This window comes from Paenibacillus eucommiae (assembly GCF_017874215.1).
In the GTDB taxonomy this organism is placed as follows: Bacteria; Bacillota; Bacilli; order Paenibacillales; family NBRC-103111; genus Paenibacillus_AI; species Paenibacillus_AI eucommiae.
Map to the genome: position 1 here is coordinate 1 of NZ_JAGGLB010000062.1, position 26045 is coordinate 26045.

General features: G+C 44.0%; 24 protein-coding genes and 3 pseudogenes. 18 read left to right on the top strand and 9 right to left on the bottom strand.

Going from position 1 to position 26045, the window contains the following annotated elements:
- Window positions 1–425 precede the first annotated feature (425 nt).
- Genes mnhG through J2Z66_RS41570 form a run of 7 tightly spaced genes read right to left on the bottom strand, consistent with a single transcriptional unit; the run spans window position 426 to window position 6212 of the window.
- On the bottom strand, window positions 426–809 hold the full coding sequence (gene mnhG / locus J2Z66_RS41540; protein ID WP_245376235.1) for a monovalent cation/H(+) antiporter subunit G: 384 nt from the start codon (window positions 807–809) through the stop codon (window positions 426–428).
- A complete protein-coding gene (locus J2Z66_RS41545; RefSeq protein WP_209979838.1) occupies window positions 787–1071 on the bottom strand; it encodes a Na(+)/H(+) antiporter subunit F1 in 285 nt (94 codons plus the stop codon). The genes mnhG and J2Z66_RS41545 overlap by 23 nt, the downstream gene beginning before the upstream one ends.
- Window positions 1071–1556 carry a Na+/H+ antiporter subunit E gene (locus tag J2Z66_RS41550; protein ID WP_312895043.1) on the bottom strand — a complete coding sequence of 162 codons (486 nt, stop codon included), beginning with the start codon at window positions 1554–1556 and terminating at the stop codon, window positions 1071–1073. Before J2Z66_RS41550 ends, J2Z66_RS41545 begins: the two co-directional genes overlap by 1 nt.
- Before the next feature lie 34 nt (window positions 1557–1590).
- Window positions 1591–3066, bottom strand: a complete 1476-nt coding sequence (locus J2Z66_RS41555; RefSeq protein WP_209979840.1) for a Na+/H+ antiporter subunit D — start codon at window positions 3064–3066, stop codon at window positions 1591–1593.
- Window positions 3059–3397: a Na(+)/H(+) antiporter subunit C gene (locus tag J2Z66_RS41560; RefSeq protein ID WP_209979842.1), complete on the bottom strand. Its 339-nt coding sequence runs from the start codon at window positions 3395–3397 to the stop codon at window positions 3059–3061. Before J2Z66_RS41560 ends, J2Z66_RS41555 begins: the two co-directional genes overlap by 8 nt.
- On the bottom strand, window positions 3397–3822 hold the full coding sequence (locus J2Z66_RS41565; protein WP_209979843.1) for a Na(+)/H(+) antiporter subunit B: 426 nt from the start codon (window positions 3820–3822) through the stop codon (window positions 3397–3399). Before J2Z66_RS41565 ends, J2Z66_RS41560 begins: the two co-directional genes overlap by 1 nt.
- Window positions 3819–6212, bottom strand: coding sequence for a Na+/H+ antiporter subunit A (locus J2Z66_RS41570; protein ID WP_209979845.1), 2394 nt, complete (start codon window positions 6210–6212; stop codon window positions 3819–3821). Before J2Z66_RS41570 ends, J2Z66_RS41565 begins: the two co-directional genes overlap by 4 nt.
- A gap of 225 nt (window positions 6213–6437) precedes the next feature.
- On the opposite strand from J2Z66_RS41570, the gene J2Z66_RS41575 reads away from it, so the two are divergent.
- From J2Z66_RS41575 to J2Z66_RS41595, 5 genes are all read left to right on the top strand, one after another.
- Entirely contained in the window at window positions 6438–7091 is a 654-nt protein-coding gene (locus J2Z66_RS41575; RefSeq protein WP_209979847.1) for a universal stress protein, read from the top strand.
- Window positions 7092–7292: 201 nt separating this feature from the next.
- Window positions 7293–7637: a zinc ribbon domain-containing protein YjdM gene (locus tag J2Z66_RS41580; RefSeq protein ID WP_209979884.1), complete on the top strand. Its 345-nt coding sequence runs from the start codon at window positions 7293–7295 to the stop codon at window positions 7635–7637.
- 184 nt (window positions 7638–7821) lie between these two features.
- The gene (locus tag J2Z66_RS41585; RefSeq protein WP_209979849.1) at window positions 7822–9795 is read left to right on the top strand and encodes an AraC family transcriptional regulator; all 1974 of its coding nucleotides are present in this window, start codon (window positions 7822–7824) and stop codon (window positions 9793–9795) included.
- A gap of 366 nt (window positions 9796–10161) precedes the next feature.
- A complete protein-coding gene (locus tag J2Z66_RS41590) occupies window positions 10162–10578 on the top strand; it encodes a hypothetical protein (RefSeq protein ID WP_209979851.1) in 417 nt (138 codons plus the stop codon).
- A gap of 34 nt (window positions 10579–10612) precedes the next feature.
- On the top strand, window positions 10613–11035 hold the full coding sequence (locus J2Z66_RS41595; RefSeq protein ID WP_209979853.1) for a contact-dependent growth inhibition system immunity protein: 423 nt from the start codon (window positions 10613–10615) through the stop codon (window positions 11033–11035).
- A gap of 250 nt (window positions 11036–11285) precedes the next feature.
- Here J2Z66_RS41595 and J2Z66_RS41600 read toward each other — a convergent pair whose 3' ends face one another.
- Window positions 11286–11459, bottom strand: a complete 174-nt coding sequence (locus J2Z66_RS41600) for a hypothetical protein (protein ID WP_209979855.1) — start codon at window positions 11457–11459, stop codon at window positions 11286–11288.
- 166 nt (window positions 11460–11625) lie between these two features.
- Between J2Z66_RS41600 and J2Z66_RS41605 the strand changes: the two genes are divergently transcribed.
- From J2Z66_RS41605 to J2Z66_RS41650, 11 genes and pseudogenes are all read left to right on the top strand, one after another.
- The gene (locus tag J2Z66_RS41605; RefSeq protein ID WP_209979857.1) at window positions 11626–11889 is read left to right on the top strand and encodes a hypothetical protein; all 264 of its coding nucleotides are present in this window, start codon (window positions 11626–11628) and stop codon (window positions 11887–11889) included.
- 231 nt (window positions 11890–12120) lie between these two features.
- Entirely contained in the window at window positions 12121–12882 is a 762-nt protein-coding gene (locus J2Z66_RS41610) for a MerR family transcriptional regulator (RefSeq protein WP_245376237.1), read from the top strand.
- 20 nt (window positions 12883–12902) lie between these two features.
- Complete coding sequence (locus tag J2Z66_RS41615) at window positions 12903–13154, top strand: 2TM domain-containing protein (RefSeq protein ID WP_209979861.1); 252 nt, start codon at window positions 12903–12905, stop codon at window positions 13152–13154.
- Window positions 13155–13489: 335 nt separating this feature from the next.
- Window positions 13490–14498, top strand: a pseudogene (locus tag J2Z66_RS41620) (ATP-binding cassette domain-containing protein).
- On the top strand, window positions 14495–15310 hold the full coding sequence (locus J2Z66_RS41625; protein WP_209979863.1) for an ABC transporter permease: 816 nt from the start codon (window positions 14495–14497) through the stop codon (window positions 15308–15310). The pseudogene J2Z66_RS41620 and the gene J2Z66_RS41625 overlap by 4 nt, the downstream one beginning before the upstream one ends.
- Window positions 15311–15545: 235 nt before the next feature.
- Window positions 15546–15731 (top strand): annotated as a pseudogene (locus tag J2Z66_RS43245) (transposase); the annotation flags it as partial.
- Window positions 15732–16083: 352 nt separating this feature from the next.
- Complete coding sequence (locus tag J2Z66_RS41630; protein ID WP_209979865.1) at window positions 16084–19185, top strand: S-layer homology domain-containing protein; 3102 nt, start codon at window positions 16084–16086, stop codon at window positions 19183–19185.
- Window positions 19186–19616: 431 nt separating this feature from the next.
- Window positions 19617–20174 (top strand): PadR family transcriptional regulator, encoded by a 558-nt coding sequence (locus tag J2Z66_RS41635; protein ID WP_209979867.1) that lies wholly within the window; start codon window positions 19617–19619, stop codon window positions 20172–20174.
- Window positions 20171–21151 (top strand): BtrH N-terminal domain-containing protein, encoded by a 981-nt coding sequence (locus tag J2Z66_RS41640; RefSeq protein ID WP_209979869.1) that lies wholly within the window; start codon window positions 20171–20173, stop codon window positions 21149–21151. Before J2Z66_RS41635 ends, J2Z66_RS41640 begins: the two co-directional genes overlap by 4 nt.
- Window positions 21152–21204: 53 nt before the next feature.
- A pseudogene (locus tag J2Z66_RS43250) lies at window positions 21205–21342 on the top strand (NAD(P)-dependent alcohol dehydrogenase); the annotation flags it as partial.
- 132 nt (window positions 21343–21474) lie between these two features.
- Window positions 21475–22179, top strand: coding sequence for an SMI1/KNR4 family protein (locus J2Z66_RS41650; RefSeq protein WP_209979873.1), 705 nt, complete (start codon window positions 21475–21477; stop codon window positions 22177–22179).
- Between the two features lie 547 nt (window positions 22180–22726).
- Here the strand turns inward: J2Z66_RS41650 and J2Z66_RS41655 are convergent.
- Window positions 22727–23458, bottom strand: a complete 732-nt coding sequence (locus tag J2Z66_RS41655; RefSeq protein ID WP_209979875.1) for a stalk domain-containing protein — start codon at window positions 23456–23458, stop codon at window positions 22727–22729.
- Between the two features lie 151 nt (window positions 23459–23609).
- Here J2Z66_RS41655 and J2Z66_RS41660 point away from each other — a divergent pair, with 151 nt between their 5' ends.
- Both J2Z66_RS41660 and J2Z66_RS41665 read left to right on the top strand, forming a co-directional pair.
- Window positions 23610–24209: an outer membrane protein assembly factor BamB family protein gene (locus J2Z66_RS41660; protein ID WP_209979877.1), complete on the top strand. Its 600-nt coding sequence runs from the start codon at window positions 23610–23612 to the stop codon at window positions 24207–24209.
- Window positions 24184–25635 carry an S-layer homology domain-containing protein gene (locus J2Z66_RS41665; protein ID WP_209979879.1) on the top strand — a complete coding sequence of 484 codons (1452 nt, stop codon included), beginning with the start codon at window positions 24184–24186 and terminating at the stop codon, window positions 25633–25635. Before J2Z66_RS41660 ends, J2Z66_RS41665 begins: the two co-directional genes overlap by 26 nt.
- Window positions 25636–26045: the final 410 nt, after the last annotated feature.

Here is a 26045-nt window from a genome sequence, read left to right on the forward strand (position 1 = left end):
CGTTTTTTTCATCCGTCGCCCATCTAACGGACATCAGCGACTCTTAGCCCGCTCAACAAGGGAAAAATACGCTCCGTTAGGGCTGTAAGAGGCGCTCATGTCCGTTAGAATTCCAGCTGGGCTTTTGGGGGGCGCTAAGGAGCGCTGGTGTCCGTTACAGTTACTGGCTTCCCATTCGCGTCCGCTGCCCTTCGTTAACCTGACAGCATTGAGCCACTCCTTCCCTCCATGCACCTACCTCACGAACACGCACAGGACCGCACAAGGGACTGTTGACAAATTACCTTTTTGACGAAATTGACGTTTGAGAACCCGCATAAACACTGGGAATCTAAAAGTCCTTTTTCGTAAAATTGGCTTTTGTCAACAGTCCCACAAGACATCTTTCATAAGTGGTAGGGTAATGTATTCACACCACATGTGCTTTATGAGGGTTTTTTGTCATTTTCTTCATTAGTCTGAGTGTCCAAATAGTCCTGGAGATCATCCTGAACACTAATATCGGCAAGCTTGACCTTTGCACGGTGGGCAGAACGAATAATGATATGTCCAGCAACGGGGGCAGTCAAGAAGACGAATACGATTGCGAGTAATAAGCGGATACTGGATACTCCGTGTGTAAAGAAAAAATATAAGAACGCACCTAATAAAATGCAGAGGATGCCTAGCGTTGCGCTTTTCGTTGAAGCATGAGCACGATTATACACATCCGGAAGGCGGATAATACCTAGAGAGCTTATCAGGGTCATAACGGTACCGGCAATAACCAAGATCCCGACCACAATTTCAATCATCGCTTTTGCGTTCAATTACGACCCCTCCTTCCATGTATTTGCTTAAAGCAACCGTGCTTAGAAAAGCCAATATGCCAATCAGTAGTATCGTTTCCAGGTAGGCATGAGAATCCAGCATAATAGAGAGTACCGCAACAATGCCAATAACGATGTATCCAATTGAATCGAGCGCCAGTATACGGTCGTGAATAGAAGGTCCCTTAATCACGCGATACAAGGCGATCACTATTGAGATTGAAAGCATGCACATGGTCAGGAGCATAATTGTATCGAACATTATCGCATCACCTCAATAATCGCTTTTTCAAACTTTTGTTTTGTTTTGATAAAACCATTGCGGAATTCGGTTACATCCATAGCATGAATGAACATAACACCCGCTTTGGGGTCGATTTCCATAACAACGGAGCCTGGTGTCAAGGTTAGCAAGGTAGTCAGCATGGTAATTTCCCAGTTGGTTTTCAGTACGGTTTCGGAACGGAAAATACCCGGCTGAATGTTCAGCTTCGGTCGTGTAACTTGCAGAAAAACCACGAAGCTGGATTTAAAAAGCTCAATGATGAAGAGCGAGAACAATTTAATAATTGAAATGATTTTCCTGCCGTAGAATCGTTCAGGGAAAAAACGACGCATCAACAATATAATGATAAATCCGATCGAGTAGCCTATTCCAAAGACGACGACATTCCACGATTCATTGAGAAGCATCCACACGAAAGCAATCAACAAATTTAATAAGATTTGAGTTGTAATTTCCGTCACATCCTTTACTTCTTAGGTTGAATCCATAACGGATTCATTTTAAGACGGCATCGATGTAGATTGATGGGTTAGTCATAACCTGAGCTGCCTGCTCCACATAGGTGAGTACCCACTCTGCTCCTAATCCCATTGCAAGAATTGATGCGACTAGAATGTAGCCTGGCAGTAAGGCGCTGGTACCGGTCGCTTTCTGATCCCCTTCACTTAGCAGGGTCTCTCCCCAGAAGCTGTGAATAAAGATTTTTATTACGGAGTAGAGCACTAAGAGGCTCGAAATAATCCCGATTACTGACATGAGCAGATGGCCTTCAGTAATGCCCCCCTTGAGAATGATAACTTTACCGACAAAACCGCTGAGCGGCGGGACACCGGCAAGGGCAAGCGCAGCTATAAAAAACAACCATCCAAGCCACGGGGAGAAGAGCAGCAAGCCGCTGAAATTCCTAAGCTTGTCTGATCCAAATATGGAGATAATCGCTCCGCCAAGAATGAAAACAAGAGCCTTTGCGAGCATATCGTTAATCAAATAAAATAGGGCGCCTGTCAGTGAGTCTAAGGTTGCCATCCCAACGCCGAAGAGGATAAAACCAACGGCTATGATTACGTTGTAGGCCAGAATTTTTCTGATCTCCCAATGCGAGATAGCGCCTAGTGCGCCCAGTACCATTGTGATACCCGCCATACAGAGGATGATGGTATGCGTAATCTCCGGCTGATGATAGAAAATCAGTGTAAACGTACGTATAATCGCATATATTCCGACTTTCGTAAGTAGGGCTGCGAACAAAGCTGCGATCGCAGGAGGGGGTGCGCTATAGGAGCCAGGCAACCAGAAGAACAGGAATAACCCGGATTTAAGACCGAACACTGTCAAGAATAATAGGCTTACTGTCGTAAGCAGACCGTCTTGTCCGATTGTTGCGATACGCTCGGAAAGGTGGGCCATATTGAGGGTTCCGGTGATTGAATATAAGTAGGCAATCGCTATGACGAACAACGTCGATGAAATGACGTTAATAATTACATATTTAGTGGCTTCACGGAGCTGAAGCTTTTTTCCGCCAAGAGCCAGCAGCACGTAGGAGGAGATCAGCATGACTTCAAAAAACACGAACAGGTTGAAAATGTCGCCTGTCAGGAAGGAGCCATTCACACCGCAAAGCAGCAATAAAATAAAGGGATACACGAAGTGAATCTTATGATCTTTGTTCATCGAACCGAAAGCGAACAGGGTGCACATCAGGCAAATGAACGTTGCGACCAATACGAGCAAGGCCGAGAGCATATCCCCGACTAACGAGATACCGTAAGGAGCCTTCCAACCGCCGAGATCGAGAACTAGGATGCCCTTGCTTGAAATTTGATGAATGATAAAGGCGGAAATGCCTATGGTAAACAGCATGCTTATGATGGAGAGCCATTGCTGCAAACGTACGTTTCGACGAAAGAAGATCATGACCATTCCGCTTAGAAGGGGAATGATGATCGGCATAATCAAAACATTACTCATGCGAGTTACCTCTCAATTGCTTCATATTATCGGTACCTAGCTCCACATAAGTACGATACCCAAGCACAAGTAGAAATGCGGTTAGTGCGAAGCTGATAACGATTGAGGTAAGAATCAATGCCTGTGGCACAGGATCGGTATAGCTGGCTGCATTTTCTCCGAGAAGCGGAGCAGCCCCTTTTTTTAATCCATTAACAGCCATTAGCATCAGATGAGTTGCATGAGAGAATATGGTTATACCCAGAATGATCCGCAGCAGGTTTTTGTTCAGGATGAGATAAGTTCCGACTGTATATAGGATGCCGGCGATAATTGTTATGAATGTCTCCATTATTTTTCGTCCTCACTTATACTCGTAATTATCGTCATTGTCGTTCCGAGCACGGTCATATATACACCTAAATCGAAGATGACGGCGGAAGCAAGCTCCGTCTTCCCTAGCAGGGGCAAATATACATAGGTAAACGTCTGTGACAGGAATGGAACATTGAATAACAAGGATGCTGTACCAGTTAAAACCGAAATAATAACACCTGCAGCGGCAAGCTTGTTGAAATTGAAAGGAATGATATCGCGCACGGATTGAAGATCGAACGCAATGTACAGGAGGACGAGGGCAGAAGCTGTAATAAGCCCGCCGATAAAGCCGCCGCCAGGATTATGATGCCCTGCGAACAGAATATAAATAGAGAAGGTCATTATAATGAACACTAATGTTTTTGTCGCGGTTTGGAGAAATACATCGGTGAATTTCATTGATCTTTCCTCCCTGCATGACGGAGTTTGATTAAAGTGAAAATACCTACGCCTGCAGCGAAGAGAACGACAATTTCCAGCATCGTATCGAAAGCGCGGAAGTCAACCAGAATCGAATTGACCATATTTTTGGCTCCAGCAAGATTATATGAATTTTTATAATATTCGGAAATAGGATCAAACAAATGATGCCCCTGCGTCAATAAGCCAATTAAAGTTAGCGTTAATCCGACTCCAATGGAAATGATGGCGTTGGAAATACGGAATTTCATGGTAGTCACATACTTGCTAACCTTAGGTAAGAAGTAGAAGCAGAGCAGGAAAAGCGCGGTTGAAATGGTTTCAACCACAAGCTGTGTCAGGGCCAAATCTGGTGCACGGAAGATAACGAAAAACAAGGAAACGATAAATCCGATTACGCTCACTGCAATAATCGAGATTAATCTCGATTTCGTGAAAATCATGAATATGGCCGCCGCGGCTACGGTTAAACCTAACATAAATTCATAAGGCTCAATAGGGGCGTTGTTTGAAATATCAAGAATGAAGATATTTTGAAAAAATAGAGAGCCCCCGACTATGACAATCAAAAATGCGAATAGATAGGACAAGTAATGGGTTGTCGAGCCGGTCATGTAAAACTTGGTAATCTTGCCAGCAATGCGTTCCATTCCTGCAAGTCCATTATCATACACTTGATTCAAGCTGAATCTTAATGGGATGTTTTCGTAAATATTGCGGAATGTGTTTAAATATTTATAAAGCAGTGTTCCTAGAATGACAACTCCGAAGGTCATCAAGAGTTCTGTATTGAAGCCATGCCATGCGGAAATATGAACATGCCACTCTTCACCATTCGCGAATGCTTGCGGCAAAATAGCTTGTACAGCGGGTTCTAACAGAGATGACGCAATTACATTGGGGAAGAAGAATAAGATGACGACAAGAGCAGCTAAGATCATTGGCGAAATGAGCATGCCTAATGGCGCCTCATGTGGCTTGCGCTCCAAAGGTATGGGCTTGTAAGGGCCTATGAACACCTTGAATATGAGAATCATACAGTAAATGAAAGTAAATATGCTTGCAACCCAAGCAATGATGGGAATAAAGACGAGCCAACTATCCATCGTACGGGAAGTCGTTAGTACACCACTAAAGAACATTTCCTTGCTTAAGAAGCCGCTGAATGGAGGCAGACCAGCCATGGAAAATGCACCGATCATAGTTAAAGTAAAAGAGACGGGCATGACATGGATCAGACCGCCCAAGCGGCGTATATCCCTTGTGCCTGTCTCGTGGTCGAGAATTCCTATCATCATAAAGAGACAGCCTTTGAAGATTGAATGGTTAATTAAATGAAAGATCGCGGCTAGCGTTGCACCTGCGAACAATAAAGAACTGCTGCTATTCGGGTCATTGAGCGCCATTGAGCCAATCCCTAGCAAACACATAATTAAACCTATTTGGCTGATGGTCGAGAAGGCTAGCAAAGCTTTAAGGTCACTCTGTCGAATGGCCATTAATGAACCAATTAACAAAGTAATGAGTCCAATAATCGTGATGGTCCAGAACCATTCATAATGACCGCCGAATACAGGAGTTAAACGGGCAACAAGGTATACACCTGCTTTAACCATCGTAGCGGAGTGCAAATAAGCACTGATAGGCGTAGGGGCTTCCATCGCGTCGGGCAGCCAGATATGGAAGGGGAATTGTGCTGACTTTGTAAATGCGCCGAGCAGTATTAGAAACATAGCTAGAATAAACAATGAGTGCTGCGAAACTTGGTCGCCTAATGCGATTAACTCACGGATACTGAATGTCCCTGATGCGACATACAGTATAATGAAGCCAAGCAGCATCGAGAACCCGCCGCTCATTGTAATGAACATTGATTTCTGAGCTCCGTAACGAGATCTTTTGCGGTGATACCAGAATGCGATTAGTAAGAAGGAGGATACGCTTGTAAGCTCCCAGAAGGCATATAACACTAGGAGGTTGTCTGAAAGAACGGATCCAAGCATCGCTCCCATGAAAAGCATTAAGTAGGCATAAAAGAGATGCAGCTTTTCCCGGTCTTTTGACATATAGAAGATGGAATAAAATACAACCAAAGCGCCTATACCTGTAATAAGCAAGGCAAACAGCAAGGAAAGGCTGTCCAAATAAATTGAAAAATGAATATTCAGTGATGGAATCCAGGGCACCGAATGAATAAATGGTTCTAAGGGTTGCTCAAAGGAAAAATAGCTGGCAAAAAAGATGAACAAAACGAGGGGAATAACCATGACGAACCAACCCGTATGAACTCGGTGTGTATATTTATACAAAAGTGGGATGAGAGGGACAGAGAGAAACGGTATCAGGATAGCAATGTGCAATAAGGTCAATGAATGCCCTCCTTTTTCTTTAATGTAAATATAGGATAACGCTTGTTAAGCGGTTAGGAAGTTGGAGTCGGAGTAGTGAGTCCTTGTGGTCGTTCCATGTTAAGTGAGCTGCATTTCTTTGCTGTCCAAAAGATTCGCCATGACAATTATACTCTATGTAAGTTGACAAGATCAAACTTTATCTGTACGCTAAGGTTACTATTTGGCAGAGGTGGCACGGAAACAATGAAGACAGGGAGCATGGATGAATGCATACTCGTCTGTGTATATTATGGTCCTAACGGTGAGCGGCTCATTCGCAGAGGCGGAAAAATGGCTAAAATGTTTAATTGTCCTCTGTATGTATTAACAGTTGACCGGCAACCAGCAGACGAATGGGATATCGAAAAAAATCATTACATTTCAGCGTGGAAAAAATTAGCAGAAGATCTCGGGGCTGATGACTTCATTGTGAAGTATAATGAGAAGCGCCCTGTTGTTAAGGTCATATGCGAAGTTACGAAGCAAAAAAATGTGACGCAAATCGTTTTGGGCCAGTCAGCTCAGAGCCGCTGGGAAGAAATTACAAAGGGCTCCATTATTAATGTGCTTTTAAATGAAGTTTCATTTGTCGACCTGCATATTGTTTCAGTGTCTCGTGAGTTGAATGTTCAAGAAGGCTTTTATGAAAAGGGAATCCGTGCCTATTTACTGGAGGAAGCGGGCGGCTACAGGCTTTGCTTCAATCACACGCATTTGGATAAGTACGAGGGGATTTTCTATAAAGAAGTCGGTACTGACTTCAACACTGGTGTCTTCAAGTTCATGAAGGACAATGAAATGATTGAAGTGTTCGTCCATGACGATTATGTTAGTGATATTAATGTGCGGATTAACTAATTGAATGCTCAAATTCAATCCTAGATTAGGCTCAACATACGCCGTTCAGGCCTAATTGTCAAAATAAACGAACGTTAGTCATCAGATTGAAGTATCTTATATTCCACACTGAAACGGCAGAAATGCCGTTTTTTTCGTGGCAGTGAAAGCTCTGGCGTAGATGGCCCGCAACTAACAATAACGAAGGGAAGAGTTGAAATGATGTCTAATTTACCAAATTGCCCAACATGTAATTCACCATACACATACGAAGCTGGAGGCCTTTTTGTCTGCCCGGAATGTGGTCACGAGTGGACATTAGAATCAGAAGCGGAAAGAAATAGTGAAGACAATAAGACGATCAAAGATGCAAATGGAAATGTCTTGAACGATGGCGATTCTGTAACAGTAATCAAAGACCTTAAAGTAAAAGGAAGCTCATCCGTTATCAAAATAGGGACAAAAGTAAAAAATATTCGCTTGATTGACGGAGATCATGATATTGATTGCAAAATTGATGGTTTTGGAGCCATGCAATTAAAATCTGAATTTGTTAAAAAGATTTAATTACGGTACGGGTAAGGGTACGATTACGGTTACTCATAGCTATAGGGATAGGTCACCTGTCAAGGTGGCTTTTGTTGCGTGGGATAGATAAACAAAAAAATGATTGTGTGTGAGAATTATTATCAGTAATATGTAGGGAGAAGTCGAAAAGTATCGGCCATGGGTGGCCACGGGTGGTGACGGAATGAAGCTGAACGAACATATGCTAATTTGGACATCTGCTTCGGTTAAACTGATGGATGTCAGACATACAACACTGACTGTTGGCGACGAGCTGCCGGCTTATCGGTTGCCTGCTAACGGGTTTCTTTTTGCTGTTCGCGGGTCAGCACAGATTAAGCTTGATGATATGGAGTATGCCGTGAACAGCATGTTTATGCTGCATGGCGGCAAGGGAATGTGCCTGGATATTCAGCTCAAGCAAGAGCGTTTTGAATATTATCTTATCCTGTATAAAGCGGGTTTTCTGCTGCCGGCAAGCCCGGAAATTCGCAGCATCATGGCTGCGGGGAATCCTTTGCAAATTCAATACGGCTATGCTCCATTGTATCCATTGTCTCTGTATGAGAAGCTGGAGCGGATTGCCAAAGAATGGCTCACGCCTGGCGATCTTGAGCGGCTGCATGCGAGAACATTGTTTTATCAATTTATATACGAGCATATTCGCCAACTGCGCGAACAGGATGTTCGGATCATTCGGGCGGACACGGCGGAGCAAGCACTCAGATATTTGCACGATCATTATACGGAGCCTCTGACACTGGAGTTGCTGGCATCAACGCTGGATTGCAGCCCCAGCCATCTGTCAAGAATATTCAAGCAGCGCACGGCATGCAGTCCCATTGAGTATATGATCCGCCTGCGTATCAGCAGAGCCCAAAGCCTGCTTGCCAACACGGAAGCAGCGCTGCAGGAAATAGCCTTAAGCATCGGCTATGCGGATGTGTATTATTTTAGCCGTATCTTCAAAAAACAAACCGGGCAGTCCCCTCTCCGCTACCGTGAAGCTTGCCATGATCCGAAAGTGAAGCAGCATAATCCATTCCGTATGCTAAGATCATCCATTGTTCCTAGAAAGATTAGCCGCTATATTAATAAACGTAGTGATAATCATTATCAATATACGGATAAAGGGGCTTTTCATTTGATCAGAAACAGAAAACAATCAACCGCGTTAACTCTACTGCTTAGTCTTACTCTACTTCTTAGCGCATGCTCAGGCGCAACGAACAGTAACAACAATTCTGCTGCAAATTCTGGTTCAACCTCCAACGCAACAGCCAGTGGAAACAATGGACAGACAGAGACGAACCAGACTCCGGCAGCTTCAGCAACTGTAAAGTACACAGGAGCCGATGGCGAAGTCGAGGTTCCTAGAAATCCGCAAAGAATCGTCGTTTTGACCCATGCTTATGTTGGCTATTTCATGGCGCTTGGTATTAATCCGGTCGGAGCACCAACGATGACAATGGGAAATCCTTATTATAAAGGGAAGATTGATGATATGGAGGATATTGGGGCGCCGGGTGCCTTTTCGAACGAGAAGATTGTCACATTAGACCCGGATCTTATTATTGCTCTTAAAGGTACAGAGAATCTGGAGGAAATCAGTAAAATCGCACCCGTCGTAACGATAAATTACGGAGAGAAAAACTATAAAGAGCAATTGCTTGAATTCGGTAAATTGATGAATCGTACAGACAAGGCGCAGCAATGGGTGGATAATTGGGAAAAGAAGATTGCCGAATCCAAACCACAGGTTCTGAAGGCAGTCGGTAATCAAACGGTATCTGTGCTGAGCCAGTATGATAAAGGTGTATATATTTATGGTGAAGGTTATGGACGGGGAACAGAAATTTTATATGATGAGTTTGGACTAAATGCGCCTCCAGCATTCGATGTGAAGCTTGGTTGGGCGGAAATATCCCTAGAGAAGCTCCCCGAGTTTGCTGGGGACTATATCTTTACATCTCCGGAAGCGTCCGAATCAGCGGATACAAGCCCCATGTATACAAGCGATTTGTGGAACAAACTTCCTGCGATCAAGAATAATCGGGTGTTTTACACCGACAAAAATTCAGCTGCCTTTAACGATCCTATCACGCTGGACGCACTGCTGCCGATTATTGTTGATAGCCTGACTTCTGCTGATCAGTAAAAATGCCAAATAGCCTGCGGGTGTATAAACAGCTCGGCACTGTTGTTCAATGACATCACAATGGCAGGAGCTAGCCAAATTATTTCTTATATGAATAGTATTCATAAGAAGGGATTTTCCTAAGGTTGATTAGACCTTCGGGAGAGTCCTTTTTTTGTGTAAGAGTTCGCAGGAATTTACTTTATCGGCTTCATTTAGGTCCAAAAAAGATGTACTTATGCATCTTTTTTGGTCGCCCATGGCAGGTATTCTATTTGAAGGTAGGGAAAGAGAGTAGTTGAAATAAGCTTTTAGATTAATCAATAGGGTTGGGTTCATCTATTTTTTTGTCCACATCTTGTTTGAATATTTTGGGGAGGAACTGTTATGTCAGGTATCAAGAAGTTAAGATTAATTACTGAAAAGGTCGCTGATTTTCAATTTGGTGATTTCAAATTTATTATAGACTTTAAATATTCCATTGAAATAGATACCATTTCTTTGTTTGATGAGCATAATTATTCAATATTGGATATTAGCTTCATTTTAATACCAAAGGATAAACTCAAGAAATTTAAGGTCACAATTCGTTTTAAGAAATTAGGCAGCCTTCAATTGTCTGCAGGAGGAACTGCAATTCAATTAAGTGGTTTTGAAATTTTGGATATTTCAGATAGAGGTTGGGATTCAGTAAAGTATCTTGTTAGAGACTATGAGTACGAAGAGGGACTGAAGTTTTATTGTAACGACATTGAAATTATTGCTATTGAGGAAATTGAGGATATCGACTTGATTGTTGACTGAACAGGGACTCTATCGACGAATGAGGAGGTTTTTTATGAAGTTTAAGGATATTGATATCAGTAAGAGTCTAAATGAACTTGAGAAAAATGATTGGGGAAATGCCCCGGATCATTCAACAAGGCTAATGCTTAAAGCACATGAATTAAGAAAGTTACCATTGAAACTTTGGACTAATGAAGATTTTAGGTTAATGATTCTTCAGCATATTTCTCTTGAATACTTAGTACCAATTGTTTTATACAGACTTGCTAAGAATCCGTTTACTTCAGGGGAGTTATTTGTAGGTGACTTGCTAAATGCAGTTGTAAGCATCAAGGAGGATTTTTGGAAGCAACATAATGATTTGCACTATGAACTTGACACTATAATAGAAACACTGAAGATTGATATAGAAACATTCTCAGAAATTCTAACGAACTACAATTATAGTTATGAATTAGGAAACAAGATGGAGTGAAGAAACCTCACTTTAAGCTGCATAATGTATAGTAATATATAGAAAGAGAACGTTCAGTTTTGCTTGAGACTCCAAAAGAAGACATCCAGAACTATTTGCGATCGTTTTCATATTTCGGAGGAGTAATTAAGCTAAATAGCAATCATAAAGAATGGACTTTCCTTAGGTTGTTTAGACCTCAGGAGAGTCCTTTTTTTGTAAGCAGAACGCTAACTAGTGTTTATAGGCCGGAAATGCTTCCGTTTTTTGATTACTGATTGTTTTCTTCTTCGACTTCACAGTCTACTTTCAAACCTTTGCTTAGATCAATAGCCGAACGAAACTCTTCCTCGTTCTGGGAGGAGAGCTTATCTCCAAACTGATCCAGCCGGCCGGGATTGCTTGCTGGTCCATCGTTGTCCGGTTTATTGTTTCTGCCTGCCATAGTGTCACCTCCTGCAATTCGCTCATCCTTACTATGGGGATATTCATGAACATTTATGCATGATGAGAAATAGGGGGAGATCCAGCAAAGTTGTCCAATCCCATGCCTGACTCACGAATAAAATATAAGGTAGCAGCTTAGTCGAAAGAAAGGAGGGGGAGTGGCTATGAAAAAAGCACAAGCAAAACGGCTGGAAAATCAGGTCTATTCCAATAGAGTAGCAAGATCCGAATTCGATAAAAATTGGAGAACAGTTGTGTCCAGAAGTGGCTATATCATTTATATCGCAACAGCAAATCATGCCAAAGTGACAGTGCTGCTTAACAACGGCTCAAGTAAATTGCTCATCTTCAACACAGGAGGATGTGTACTTGTTGGATCCGGAGGAGTTAGCCATTATAGCAAGCCGCATATCGCCAAAGATATTTAACAATACTAATTTGTTATGCAAAGTTTAAAGGTAAGGAAGTAGAAACCACTGCCATCGTAATAGTGATGAGAGTGGTTTTTTTTGATCTGTTTAATCTGTGCCTGAGTTGCGTGTTAAAATGTGATGTAAGGTGATTTTGTTTTTTGGAATCTCATGCTCAAGATTTTGATCTTGACTATAACGTATACGTAATGATTTATAGTGATAACTAGGAGGTAGGATAAATAAGTGATGAAAATCGGTGAGGCAGCTAGATTAGCTAATATTTCAAAAAGAACCTTGTATTATTATGAGGAAATAGGGATTCTAGTACCTGAAAGAATTAACACATACAGATATTATAGCGAAAAAGATTATATAAAACTTCAACAAATTTTGTTGTTAAAATCCATTGGATACTCGATTATTCAAATTGTTGAATTTTTTAAGTCGACCGATAGCTTTAATGATGATGATTTATTCCGATCCCTGGGAGATCAATTACGACTATTAGAAGAAAGAAAAGAAAAGCTGGATAGAGAAATTTTCTACTTAAAATCAACCATGCAGTATGTACAAATAAAGTCAGGTATCGATACAAATAAAGTTCTGGAAGTTATCGACAATCTAGAAAGCCGCTCTATGGATAACGGAGTTATAAAAGCCACATTTGAGGAAGATAACCTAACTCACCGGGAATTAGAAATATTAAATAATCTTCCTATTATCGGGAGTAATGATGCAAGATTAGATGAAATCATCGATTTGATCGTAGAAATTCGTGAAAATATGCATGTATCCCCCTACAGTAAAACACAGCAAAAATACGCTCAAAAAATACATGATTACAGTATGCTGCTTTTTGAAGGGGACGAGATGTTAATGAATAAATACTGGGAAATGATTACGCCAGCAGACGATACCTCAAGCAAAGTGTTGGGAATGGATAAAACCTTCATGGATTATATAAACAAAATGATGGATTACTTTGAGAACAATAAATTGAATAAATGAATAAAAAGGTGTTGAAGGATATGGGGATATTTAGTGGAAATAAAAAGGATTTTTTAAAGCATTTAACTTGGTTTTTAAGTGTTCATTTCATTATAATTCTTTTAATTAAAACGGAGATAAATACTTTTTCCTTTTTAAATAGTATGGTCGCGAACATAAAAGAAGGAAAAATAGGCTGGTATGAGGAGAACTCTGGAATTTTTGTGATTTATATATGGGCTATTGTACTGGCAGCAGATGGATTTTTCGTTTTTAGAAAAAGTAAACAGTGAGAGGAAGGAGAGGTTAGATCAGCCTTGCACCTGTTCTCTCAGGTAGGATAATGCGAATACCCCTCAATCAGCTTCGCAATACAATAATGCAGATACCATGTTTTAGCCTCGTATGACATGCATCTAGAATCGATCTTCCTTTCAGTTTTCTTTTACCATAAATTTTCTGGTTTCATCAAGCAAGATTTGAGCGTCCTGCAGCTCACTCTGAGTATTTATTTGTTAAATAATGGCTCATCCCGTTGTTGTTTATATTCAGTTTAAATACGTGAGTTACTATCCTTGTATTCAGTTCATTAGGAGGAATCTCATTGGTTCGTGTATACAAAGAAGAAATGGAGCAATACAAAGGTGAATGGGCCGTTGAAGCGCGCGGACTTGTCAAAACTTTTGGCGACAATCGTGCGGTAGATGGTGTGAATTTGAACGTACGTGCCGGTACAATTTACGGCGTGCTTGGTCCGAATGGGGCAGGCAAGACTACGACGATCCGAATGCTGGCGACCTTACTTCGACCGGACGCCGGTTCGGCGAAAATCTTCGGGCACGATGTGGTGAAGGAATCGCAGATTGTCCGTCAATTGATCGGAGTGACCGGTCAGTACGCATCAGTCGATGAGTCGCTCAGCGCTACCGAGAATCTGATCATCTTCTCCCGGCTGCTGGGGCTGGGGCGCGCAGAGTCGCGGCGTAAGGCAAAGGAACTGCTTGAGGAATTTGGTTTGTCAGAGGCTGCAAAAAGGCCATTGAAAAATTTCTCCGGCGGCATGCGTCGCCGGCTGGATCTGGCGGCAAGCCTTATTGCGCAGCCACCGCTCATCTTTCTGGACGAACCGACCACCGGACTGGACCCGCGCACGCGTGTACAGATGTGGGATACGATCCGTCGATTGGTGAAGTCGGGGTCGACCGTACTGCTAACGACACAGTATCTTGAAGAGGCCGATCAACTGGCGGACCGGGTCGCGGTTTATTGATGTTGGCCGAGTCGTCGCCGAGGGCACCGTGGATGAACTAAAGGCGTCAGTCGGTACCTCGTCGTTGCAATTAAGAGTCCTGAATCCACAGGACATCGATAACGCCCGCCGGACTGTTGAACAGGTGCTCAAGGTTAAGGCTGCTGTATCGCCGGAAGCCGGAAAGATTACCGCATCGCTAGCGGATGCTGACCTGGTCACCGACCTGCTTGTTGCCCTGCGCACGGCGGGGATTCACTTGACGGAGTTGAGTGTGCAGAAACCAACCCTCGACGAAGTATTTCTAACCATCACGGGCCATGGTGTGAAGGAGAACGATTCGCTGGAGTTCACTGAATCGAACAGAGTGGAGGAGGCAAGAGTATGAGCAATGCTTCAATTAGGTCTGGTTCTGATCGGCCACTAAAAAATTACACGAGCTTCGGACAGACAATACGCCACTCCTTGACGATGGCCTATCGGGGGCTGCTGAAGATTCGGCGGACACCCGAGCAATTGTTCGACGTCACGCTTCAGCCTATCATCTTCACCCTGATGTTTACCTACATTTTTGGCGGGGCCATCTCTGGTGACGTGGTAAGCTATTTGCCCGTCATTATTCCGGGCATTCTCGTGCAGACCGTAATCACGACCTCAATCGTAACTGGTGTCCAATTGCGTGAGGATATGGATAAAGGTGTTTTTGACAGATTCAAGTCACTGCCTATCGCGCGCATTGCACCGTTGGCGGGAGCACTGCTGGCAGATACTATCCGGTATACGATTGCGACCGTGCTCACTTTTACCATGGGATATATTATGGGTTATCGGCCTGACGGAGGCTTGGATCACGTCGCTATCGCCGCGGTTCTTGTGATCGTCTGCTCCTGGGCAATCAGCTGGATCTTCGCCTTCTTCGGTGTGATTGCCCGTACAGCCTCAAGCGTGCAGGGGATATCGATGATTGTGCTGTTTCCACTCACGTTCCTTTCCAACGCATTCGTGCCGGTCAATACTATGCCCAACTGGCTCCAGTGGTTTGTTAACATCAATCCAATCTCGCACCTCGTCACTGCTGTCCGGGATCTTGCCAACTATGGGACCATCGGCTGGGATTTCGCCATTTCCCTCATTGGCGCTGCTGTCATTGTGTTGATTTTTGCACCGATCACGGTGCGTGCATATATGCGCCGGACATAGTAGAACTACCCGCTGCGGGAGAGTGCCGTGCTGGGTAGATGAGGGGGGACTCCCCTAGACATTAAATAAAAAAAGTCTGCGATCTCGGGAGGCCACTGAAATAGTCCATGTGACCTCAAAAGGTACTGTATCCCGAATTTTAAGGGAGCGGTGCTTTTTTGTTGTACATTGATACAGAGGACACAACTAAAGGACTGAAGCCCCTTGTTCCAGCCCCAATTCTCGTTTTCGGTGAGTACCGAAAGAGAATATGCTGCGCCAGTTAAACGAGCGAGTAGACTTCTCTTTCGTGTACGACGAATTGAGAGCAAATTACCGTCTAGATAATGGGCACAAAGCTATTGACGCTTTGCGGATGTTTAAATGTTTGCTTTTGAAAGCCATTTTTGACATGTCCGACGTGGATGTCGTCAAGAGCTCGTGAATATTCGCAAAGCACGGCAAGGCAAGAAAGGAGTGGGCAACAATCAGGTTGGCACGTCTACTTTGATGTTGAAATCTGCAGCGAATGCCGCAAAACTTGGAGAAGGAAACCAGTTGAATCAGATAGTTTAACTATTCTGCAGTGGGAAATATCCCCTTGGTCAAAAATAACAATAAAAGAAATCATAACCTTATATTAATAAATTGTGAAGAATAACCGATAAAGGAATAGAAGCAAAATCTAGTTCTTAAGAAGTGGTAGGAAAGGCATAGGTTTAATGAGAATGAGAAAGAACATTAACTCCTGTTTTGAGCAACACAGAATAACTAGTCTGAAGTGGAGGTTACAAATGATTTCTAGAAAATGTACCCGTAAGGTACTGCCGATCGTTATGATGATATGTTTGATGTTCAGCTCAATCGGAGTTGTATATGGTCAAACGATTCATTCGGATATTGAAGGACACTGGGCGGAAAAACAATTAAGAAGCTGGATCTCCCAAGGTTTAATTAAGGGATATGCAGACGGTTCCATCAAACCAAACAACATTATTACACGTGGGGAGTTCATCGTTCTAGTTAACCGCTTGTTTCAATTCAATAATACTACTAGCATAAGCTTCACTGATTTGATAGCCTCTGATTGGGAGTATATAGAAGTGCAGAAAGCCGTGAAAGCAGGTTACATACATGGCTATGAAGATCAGACAATTCGCAGTTCCAAACCCCTAAGCCGCCAAGAAGCAGCAGTTGTTGTAGCGCACCTGTTTAATTTATCTAATGATGAAAGGGCGGCTGATGTATTTAAAGACGCTTCGGAAATGGCATTATGGAGCAAAGGCGCAATAGGCGCGGCAGCATCCAAAAACATTGTTACAGGGTATGCAGACCGTATGTTCAAACCGGAAGCAAACATTACTCGCGCAGAGGCCGCTGTGATGCTGGACAATACCAAAAGCTCAATATTAGAGAAGCCACCTGTAAATAATGGCGACACATCAGAGTCTGTTCCTAACGGAAAAGGAAACGATGGCAATGAAACTCCAACACTAACGCCAATACCATCGTCATCGCCAACACCGACACTGGCACCGACACCAACTCCAACTCCAACTCCATCGTTGCCAACTCCTACAGGTGTGATTGGAATGACATCTATCACTACAGAAGGGAGTGTAGCAACCGCGGGTGTCGCGCAAGTTGCAACATTAACGATAACTACTGGTGCAACAGAGGCAGGAACGATTCGTGTGACGTTCACTGATGGAACCACGCCTGTGGCTGTAAATGTAATACTAACAGGAACAGAGACAGCTGGTAGTGTAGCTATGAAAATTGCTGCAGCATTCGGTACAACGATTACGGGTTGGAACGTCACTGTAAGTGGCACAAATGTACACTTTACAGCTAGCGCTCCAGCAGCGAATAATACGAATGTTACAGCTATAGTAGAAGGTGTCACGACAGGAGTGGGAGCGTCAATTAGTACGATTACTACCCCAGGTGCACCAACACCTACAGGTATCGCGCAGGTTGCAACATTAGCGATTGCTAACGGAGCAACAGAGGCAGGAACGATTTATGTAATATTCACAGATGGAACGACGTCCATGTCTAAAAATATATCCATTGTTGGAACAGAAACTGCCAGTGATGTAGCGACGAAAATTGCTGCGGCATTCGGCTCATCGATTATCGGCTGGAATGTAACGGCAAACGGTACGAATGTCCGGTTCACAGCGCAAACACCAGCGGCGAATAATGCAAGTGTTGCGGTAAGCGTATTTGAGGCATCGGGGGTAGGAGCTCCAACCAGTACAATTACTATCCCCGGAAATTTAGGCACAAGCACGGCACAGGTTGTAATATTGCTACTTCCCAATTCTGAATCAAGCGGTGGACCGATTGGTGTGACGTTTACAGATGGGGTAACATCTGTGTCTGTAAATGTAATGATGTTGGATTTCCCAGAAACAGGTGCTCAGCTGGCGGCAAAAATTGCTACAGCATTCGGCACATCTATTCCAGGCTGGAATGTATCCGCAAGCCATACAAGTGTAGTCTTTACAGCCAATAGTCCAGCAGCGAATAATACGAAGGCCGGAGCAAGGTTATCGGGAACGACGACAGGAATAGGAATGCCAGATAGTACGATCACTACCTTAGGGACTGCAACACCTGGTATCGCGCAAGTTGCAACATTAGCGATTGCTAACGGAGCAACAGAGGCAGGAACGATTTATGTAAAATTCACAGATGGAACGACGTCCATGTCTAAAAATATATCCATTGCTGGAACAGAAACTGCTAGTGATGTAGCGACGAAAATTGCTGCGGCATTCGGCTCATCGATTATCGGCTGGAATGTAACGGCAAACGGTACGAATGTCCAGTTCACAGCGCAAACACCGGCGGCGAATAATGCAAGTGTTGCGGTAAGCGTATTTGAGGCATCGGGGGTAGGAGCTCCAACCAGTACAATTACTATCCCCGGAAATTTAGGCACAAGCACGGCACAGGTTGTAACATTGCTACTTCCCAATTCTGAATCAAGCGGTGGACCGATTGGTGTGACGTTTACAGATGGGGTAACATCTGTGTCTGTAAATGTAATGATGTTGGATTTCCCAGAAACAGGTGCTCAGCTGGCGGCAAAAATTGCTACAGCATTCGGCACATCTATTCCAGGCTGGAATGTATCCGCAAGCCATACAAGTGTAGTCTTTACAGCCAATAGTCCAGCAGCGAATAATACGAAGGCCGGAGCAAGGTTATCGGGAACGACGACAGGAATAGGAATGCCAGATAGTACGATCACTACTTCAGGCTCTGAAATAACTGCGGGTATTGCGCAAGTCGCAACGTTAGCGATTGCTAACGGAGCAACAGAGGCAGGAACGATTTATGTAAAATTCACAGATGGAACGACGCCTGTGTCTAAAAATGTTTCCATTGCGGGAACAGAAACAGCCAGTGATGTAGCGACAAAAATTGCTACGGCATTCGGTTCATCGATTATCGGCTGGAATGTAACGGCAAATGGTACGAATGTCCAGTTCACAGCGCAAACACCAGCAGCGAATAATGCAAGTGTTGCTGCAACGGTAGAGGAAGTGGCAACTGGGATAGGTACGCCGAGTGGTACAATTATTACAGCAGGGACTGCAACAACTGCGGGTGTCGAGCAAGTTGCAGCACTAACGATAACTACTGGTGCAACAGCAGCAGGAACGATCCAGGTTACGTTCACAGATGGAACGACATCTGTGACTGTAAATATAACACTAACAGGAACAGAGACAACTGCAAGTGTAGCAACGAAAATTGCAGCAGCATTCGGCACTACGATTACGGGATGGAACGTAACTCTCAGCGATTCGAATGTACTCTTTACAGCCAACACTCCAGCAGCGAATAATACGAATGTAAATGTAAGTATTCATGAAGAATAAATGAATCAAAGTTATGTTAATTATTTCATGAATTTTCGAGTACAGTAATACCCCATAATGGGAGAATGCTCTACTGGCAGTGATGAGGTCAGTGGTTTGATCCCGCTAGGCTCCATACTTGAAAAAACCTTGTATACCAAGGTTTTTTCTGTTTTAATTCACGGTGTCTTAATTAATAAAAACATGCTGCGGTAAAATCCGATATAATTTTCGGTGAAATTGGTATTCGAGTACACTAAAAATAACGAGCAGTAACAAGAGAAAGCTGCCAAGGAGGATATCCCTGACAGCTGTATGTTAGTGGGCTTGAGCTAATTTTTTAGTTCCTCTATTGAAATTCCAGTCAATAAGAAATCCCGCTTTACTCTTTATTACACTACTGTTATATTATAGATGTGAAATATAACTACTGGTTTGGAAGGATGGTACTTGTGAAACAGCTTTCCGACGTGGAATTGGTGCTACTACAAATCATCGCGGAGTCTAAACAAACGTCTGGGTATGAAATTAATAAGCTGATAGAGCAAAGAGGATACAGGGAATGGGCTAAGATTGGCACCACTTCCATTTATGCCGGCTTGCAGAAGCTGAAAGAGAAGCGGTTGATTCAATCAGACAGCCCCACCGATAAATTCGGTAAAGGCCCCTTACCTGTCAAATTTGCGATCACGGAAAAGGGAATCCAATTGTTGCGCATTGAAATCATCGATTGCTTATCTTCCACACGGGAGAGGGACAGCCGCTTCGATCTTGGAATTGCAGCTTTACCATTAATTCACAAAAATGAGGCTATGGAAGCGTTAAAGAAACGGGATGAATTTTTACGAGAAACGTTACTGCACATCAGGGGGAAATATGAAGCTCAAGGAGGAGAGAAGTTGCCGCTGCACGTGTGGGCTTTGTTTCTTCACCCAATGAGTCTTATTGAAACAGAACTGCAATTTATCTCTCAGTTGATAAGCAAGTTGGAAGGAGGCGCCACCCTATGATCATAGAACGTTTTACTCCGTTCACGGGGGAGCATTGTGAGACGACGGCAATGGGCAATCTGCTTTCCCATGCCGGTATTCGGTTGTCTGAACCTATTTTGTTCGGGATCGGAGAAGGTTTGGGGTTTATCTACTGGGATATGAAGGGGATGGATTTTCCGTTTATCGGAGGTAGGAGTAAACCGGATGAACTGACAGCCCGCATTGCGTCCCGTCTAAACCTGACCCTCACGATGCAGGAAACCGCCTCTGTGACGAAAGCATGGAGCAATATCAAAGTCAACATTGATCGCGGTGTTCCCACAGGTTTGAAATTAGATTGTTATCACTTGGATTATTTTACTAATAAAATTCATTTTGCAGCACATTATGTCGCCATGTATGGATACGATGACGAATACGCTTATATGACGGATACATCCCAACAGGGAGGCGTGGTCAGAACACGCTTGGAGACGTTGGCACTGGCTAGAAATGAAAAGGGACCCATGAGTTCCAAAAATCTCTCCTACACAATCGAAAAAACAACCGATTTTCCGCCACTGGCTCCTGTCATTCGAGCGTCCATTTCAAGCAACGCCTATCATTATTTGAACCCGCCCATTCGCAACCTTGGATTAAAAGGGATCGAAAAAATGAGTGCCGAAATACTCAAGTGGCCTTCCCGAAGCCAAAACATGGCCCATGATTTATGTTTGACAGCATTACTGATGGAAAAAGGGGGCACAGGGGGCTCGCTTTTCCGCAATTTATACAGGGACTTTCTCATGGAAAGCATGGAAATATGCGGCGATGCAAAAATGGAGCGAGCTCACTTATTGTTCACGGAAATTGCTTCATTATGGAACGAAGTTTCTACTTGTATAGACAAAGCGGGAAGGACAGGACATATGGATGATCTAAAACAAGCATCCGAACTATTGCTGCATATCGCCCGGAAAGAAAAAGAAGCGATGGAACTTTTATTGGAGCTTTGAAGCAAATGCCTATCCGATATCCAAAGCTCTATCTTGTTATGGCTTCCCATGCTAAGAATGGTGATCAGGTTTATGCATTAACTGGGATGCGTTTTGGTTGTTATGCCGAGTACACATGCCTGCCCGAAGATGGATTGATAGCCCCAAAACCGACCAATGTAACCAATGAGGAAGCCGCGGCTGACGATTTTGATACTGTGATGATAGATAGCCACGGTCGCGCTCCTTTCCATGCCAATCGGCACAATGTTTTTCTGTGGTATTTAATAACAAGTTCGCGTTTGCTATACTGATAGCAAATAGCGTGGTTTTGGGAGGATAGTATGAACGAATTAGAGCAAATTGAAGATAAGTACAATTTTACATACCCGAAACTATATAGACAGTTGTATTTAGACGGTATGTTGGATTCGGGCGGAGAATATGGGCAGGATTGGTACGAAAAGTATTATGCCAAATTAGCCCAAAACCCGCCTATGCTGTTTTTCGGCTTTGACTTTGAGTTGCTAAAATGGAGCAGAATCGTTGAAGAAATTCAAGCATTCAAAGACCCTGACGATTATCGTCAGACGAAACCAGAGTTTCAGTTTGTTCCATTTGGTCGACAAAAAAGCGGAGATTTGTATGTGTTCCAATTTGATAAACAAAACGGTGAGGATGTACCTATTACGTTGATTTATCACGATGATATTACCGCTGTTGTTTTGGCGAAAAATTTACAGGATTTTATTTTTCGGGACTTGCTTGAAGATTTAACGAATATGAAGTATTCCAATACAGCAAGTGGCGATTTGAAAGTCAATTCTGCCAACATATTAAGAACACACCGAAAGTATTTGAAGCATAGTCAAGTTGAAAAGTTGGAAGAAATATATGGTAGAGATGTTTTTGAGTACATAGAAACGACCTCAACTGGGCGCGAGTTGCCACTGGAAGGGTTAATATCACACGATGAATTAAAACAAGTGTTAAAACAGGAGATTAGTTTCGACGCGCTCGACAACGAGTTTGAGTATTGCAATTTATAGACACGCACAAGACGTCAGCACGTCTACAGGCAGACGTCTTCGCTTTGTCTTTTCGATTTGGTTTTCTGATATATCCATACCCCATAGTTCAGATGCTTTGCATTCCCCCAGATATTGCAAAAATTGACCGCTTCCACGCAGCGAAGCGTTCTTCGTTAAATGTTCACTAAATCTCAATTACGTTGTCAGATGAAAATAAAGTATTAGACCGGAAATTATCAACCGATTTTGGTTCTGTGAAAGTTGAGATTGTAAGTTGCCCTTTCCTATTTATTTAAAAAAGAAAGGAGTTGTAATAATGAGCAGATCTGAGGACTTGCAAAGCTCTCAACGTTCTTCATGATTTTCGTTTTTGTTTTGTCCATTCTTCGTTTAATTTTTCTTTTTTTAATAAAATCTAGTAAATTACTGTATGTATAGTTGGAGTTATTCGGACATGCTCCAAACAAAAAAACGCAATCTTCGGGATTGCGTTTTTTTGCATGATTCCGCGGCCGAACCCCTGAGTGTTCGCCTGCGCGGACAGAGGCGAGGGCTGCTGTCAGTACTACTGCGAAGCCGGAGTGGCTGCCGTTGTAACGTAGCTGTCCTTCAAAACATAGAGAAGTGGCTTTTCTGCTTGATTAGCGGCATCATAAGCTGATACAACAGCATATTGGCTGCTTTGCAGGTTTACATCCAGCTCCGTAACCTTATCGGCCTCGAGACTGATCTCTTCCGTCAATTGCTGATTGCTGCCGTTCAGTATTCTGATCTTCATCGACGAGGGGGAGTATAGAATCAAATGCAAAGTATTGTATTTTGTTCCAAAGTTAAATTTCAGGTTTGGCGATCCCTCATACCAACCTAACCCCGCGTTTTCCGCCGTAAAGGCGTAGGCTCCGTCGTACTGATGATTTCCGAAAACAAGTTGCTTTTTGTCAATCACATCGTAAAACTTCTCGCTCCAATTATCTACTTTCACTTCTTTGGAATACAACGTAAGGTTGCTGCTCTCGCGCATTCCGACGGTTTGCGTGGAGCCATCCCATGTGATTGGAATGTCAAAGGCGTTAGCAACTACCCGAAGGGGCAAATAGGTCGTTCCGTTATACGTGATCGGCAGCACATCCTTGCCTTGGTCGTCGAGAGGGCGCCAAGGCTTACCGTCCAGACGGAACTTGATCCCTGAGTTGAGGTATGCTTTGATCTCGGTGAGATTGCTGGCGGCGAACGCCCCGGCCGAAAGCGAGAGCATGGCGGTGATAACGAGCAATAGAATAACGCGTGTCTTCTTCATCAATTATCTTCCTCCAAGGTTTTTGATCGATTTATCATAAAAGAGCATAACAGGATAAGCGCTTCAAAAGCGTTTCAAAAACGGGTAACGGATGAGAGAAACGCTTTTGAAGCGCTCGCTGCTTTAGAATAGTCAGAAAGGGGGCTTCACTATGTTTAATAAGAAATCGCTTTATGCTGCTATCTCTGTTATCTCTGCTGTCTTGCTGCTGGCTTGTCTCCATCCGCTTCAATCCGCTAAGGCGCTGGATCTTCAGTTAAATCCGGATTTAAAAATAGAGGTCAACCCGAACATTATCATAAGCCTAAATCTGCCAAGTTCAAACGGCGTAGAGCGGTGGGCGTTTGAAACAGGGGGGAAGATCAACTCTTCTTCGCCCGCAGTCAGTGCAGACGGCACTGTTTACGTTGGATCTACAGACGGGAAGCTCTATGCAGTCGATAAAAAGGGGAAGAAGAAGTGGGAGTTCCCAACGGAAGCTGCCGTCTACTCCTCGCCGGCAATTAGCGCAGACGGCACCGTGTATGTCGGCTCGGGCGTCAATCTGTATGCAATCACTCCTGACGGAAAGCTGAAGTGGACGTTCGAAGCAGGAGGTGCCATATACTCCACAGTGGCTATTGGTGAAGACGGTACCGTCTATGTTGAATGTGAGGATGGAAAGCTCTATGCGCTTAAACCGGACGGAACGAAGAAATGGGAGTTCGTAACAGGCGGCGGAATGAGTGGCAAACCCGCCAATCGATTCTAACGGCACGATCTACGTCGGTTCCCGCGATAAGAAGCTCTATGCGATCAATCCGAACGGAACGAAGAAATGGGAGTTTACAACAATCGATGAAGTGAAAACCTCGCCGGCGATCGGGACAGACGGTACCGTCTATATCGCGTCAGGTGCAGAGAGGCTGTATGCGATCAAGCCGAATGGAATGAAGAAATGGGAATATCCCTTGGATAAAAAGCTTTATGGGGGCACTGCCTATTCATCGCCTACGATCGGTTCGGACGGCACCATTTATGTCGGCTCTGGCGACTCAGGCATTTATGCAATCAAGCCCGACGGAACGAAGAAATGGAAATTCGATACGGGTGGCATTGTAGTAACCACGCCTGCAGTCGGTGCAGACGGCATCATCTATGTAGGATCAGCCGATATGAAGCTCTATGCGATTAAATCGAACGGAACGAAGAAATGGGAGTTCAGAACCAATGGCCAGATCGTCGCCGCATCGGCGGTTGGTCCTGACGGAGCGGTATATATTGGATCTGGCGACAACAAATTGTATGCCATAGGCATGGTACACGTTAACGGAGTAAACCTGAATAAACCAGCGCTCAAATTGGATGCCGGGAAAAGCGAGACATTGCAGGCGACAATTGTCCCGGGCAATGCTTCCTATCAAGAAATCACGTGGTCGAGCAGTGACGATCGCATTGCCAAAGTGGACGTTACAGGTAAAGTCACGGGCATTGGGCCAGGCACGGCTATGATCACGGCAACGTCAGAGGATGGAGGATACTACAAACAGTGCGCCGTGACCGTATCCGCCGCAATAGACGACAAGTCTCCTGCTCCTGAAAACAATTCTCCTGATCCTGCAAACAAACCTCCTTCTCCGCAGATGGAGGCGGTGAGCCTGACGGACACTGCAGGGCATAAGTTGGGCTCGGAAATCTCTAAAGCGGTGGCGCTCGGCATTGTTTTCGGTTATCCGGACGGCACGTTTCGGCCTGAAGGGAACGTTACCCGAGCCGAGTTTGCCAGCATGATCGTCAGAGGGTTGCCCCCAGGGGAGGAAGGAAAGCCGCTCGTCTTCAAAGATAAGGATAAAGTCGGAGCCTGGGCGGTGAAGGCAGTGCAGCAGGCGGTAGCGCTCGGAATTATCCAAGGGTATGAAGACGGTACGTTCCGGCCCGATGCGAATATTACCCACGCGGAAATGATTGTGATGGTTATTCGCGCGTCTGGCCTCTCTATGGCGAGCAATGTGCCGAACACCAGCTTCTCCGACGATGCGGACATTCCGAAATGGGCAAAGCCGGCTGTTTCCAAAGCCGAGGATACCGGTATTATCAGGCACGGGGATATCCGGGACGGCAAATTCGCGCCGCAAACGATGTCCACCCGTGCGGAAGCCGCGTCGGCCATTGTCCGTATGCTGGAGGTTCGCAACTAGAAATCTTCGTCATTACGAAAAGATCCTTTGCCCCCCCGTCAAAGGATCTTTTTTATGAACTTATTAGCCAGAAAGTATAAGTTTTAGGATGCCTGGAGTGAAAGGGAGTAGTCGTATGGTGCAGCTTTACAGTGATGAAGTGATCGGTGTGACTGTTCATTCACCAAGGGAATCAGAAAGGAAACACAGATTTCCCTATCGCCACTATCCCCTTCCCTCAGGAAGCAGCCTCTATGGGCAGTCCTTTTGAGCGTGCGATGCACTTGGGCGATGTTTTTCATCGTTAAATGAAGAATAAGGAGAGGATCCAGTGCTTTTAACGATGAAAAACACATTAAGCATGCATTAAAGCTCACATCGATTTACAAATAATGGATATGGGAAAATCCGGTTCAGATATTTAGGAGTAT

What these genes read in the sequence shown, in the direction of transcription:
- J2Z66_RS41545 (WP_209979838.1), bottom strand. Translation starts at nt 1,071, where the DNA reads ATGTTCGATACAATTATGCTCCTGACCATGTGCATGCTTTCAATCTCA.
- J2Z66_RS41555 (WP_209979840.1), bottom strand. Translation starts at nt 3,066, where the DNA reads ATGAGTAATGTTTTGATTATGCCGATCATCATTCCCCTTCTAAGCGGA.
- J2Z66_RS41560 (WP_209979842.1), bottom strand. Translation starts at nt 3,397, where the DNA reads ATGGAGACATTCATAACAATTATCGCCGGCATCCTATATACAGTCGGA.
- J2Z66_RS41565 (WP_209979843.1), bottom strand. Translation starts at nt 3,822, where the DNA reads ATGAAATTCACCGATGTATTTCTCCAAACCGCGACAAAAACATTAGTG.
- J2Z66_RS41575 (WP_209979847.1), top strand. Translation starts at nt 6,438, where the DNA reads ATGAAGACAGGGAGCATGGATGAATGCATACTCGTCTGTGTATATTAT.
- J2Z66_RS41580 (WP_209979884.1), top strand. Translation starts at nt 7,293, where the DNA reads ATGTCTAATTTACCAAATTGCCCAACATGTAATTCACCATACACATAC.
- J2Z66_RS41585 (WP_209979849.1), top strand. Translation starts at nt 7,822, where the DNA reads ATGAAGCTGAACGAACATATGCTAATTTGGACATCTGCTTCGGTTAAA.
- J2Z66_RS41590 (WP_209979851.1), top strand. Translation starts at nt 10,162, where the DNA reads ATGTCAGGTATCAAGAAGTTAAGATTAATTACTGAAAAGGTCGCTGAT.
- J2Z66_RS41595 (WP_209979853.1), top strand. Translation starts at nt 10,613, where the DNA reads ATGAAGTTTAAGGATATTGATATCAGTAAGAGTCTAAATGAACTTGAG.
- J2Z66_RS41600 (WP_209979855.1), bottom strand. Translation starts at nt 11,459, where the DNA reads ATGGCAGGCAGAAACAATAAACCGGACAACGATGGACCAGCAAGCAAT.
- J2Z66_RS41605 (WP_209979857.1), top strand. Translation starts at nt 11,626, where the DNA reads ATGAAAAAAGCACAAGCAAAACGGCTGGAAAATCAGGTCTATTCCAAT.
- J2Z66_RS41610 (WP_245376237.1), top strand. Translation starts at nt 12,121, where the DNA reads ATGAAAATCGGTGAGGCAGCTAGATTAGCTAATATTTCAAAAAGAACC.
- J2Z66_RS41615 (WP_209979861.1), top strand. Translation starts at nt 12,903, where the DNA reads ATGGGGATATTTAGTGGAAATAAAAAGGATTTTTTAAAGCATTTAACT.
- J2Z66_RS41625 (WP_209979863.1), top strand. Translation starts at nt 14,495, where the DNA reads ATGAGCAATGCTTCAATTAGGTCTGGTTCTGATCGGCCACTAAAAAAT.
- J2Z66_RS41630 (WP_209979865.1), top strand. Translation starts at nt 16,084, where the DNA reads ATGATTTCTAGAAAATGTACCCGTAAGGTACTGCCGATCGTTATGATG.
- J2Z66_RS41640 (WP_209979869.1), top strand. Translation starts at nt 20,171, where the DNA reads ATGATCATAGAACGTTTTACTCCGTTCACGGGGGAGCATTGTGAGACG.
- J2Z66_RS41650 (WP_209979873.1), top strand. Translation starts at nt 21,475, where the DNA reads ATGAACGAATTAGAGCAAATTGAAGATAAGTACAATTTTACATACCCG.
- J2Z66_RS41655 (WP_209979875.1), bottom strand. Translation starts at nt 23,458, where the DNA reads ATGAAGAAGACACGCGTTATTCTATTGCTCGTTATCACCGCCATGCTC.
- J2Z66_RS41660 (WP_209979877.1), top strand. Translation starts at nt 23,610, where the DNA reads ATGTTTAATAAGAAATCGCTTTATGCTGCTATCTCTGTTATCTCTGCT.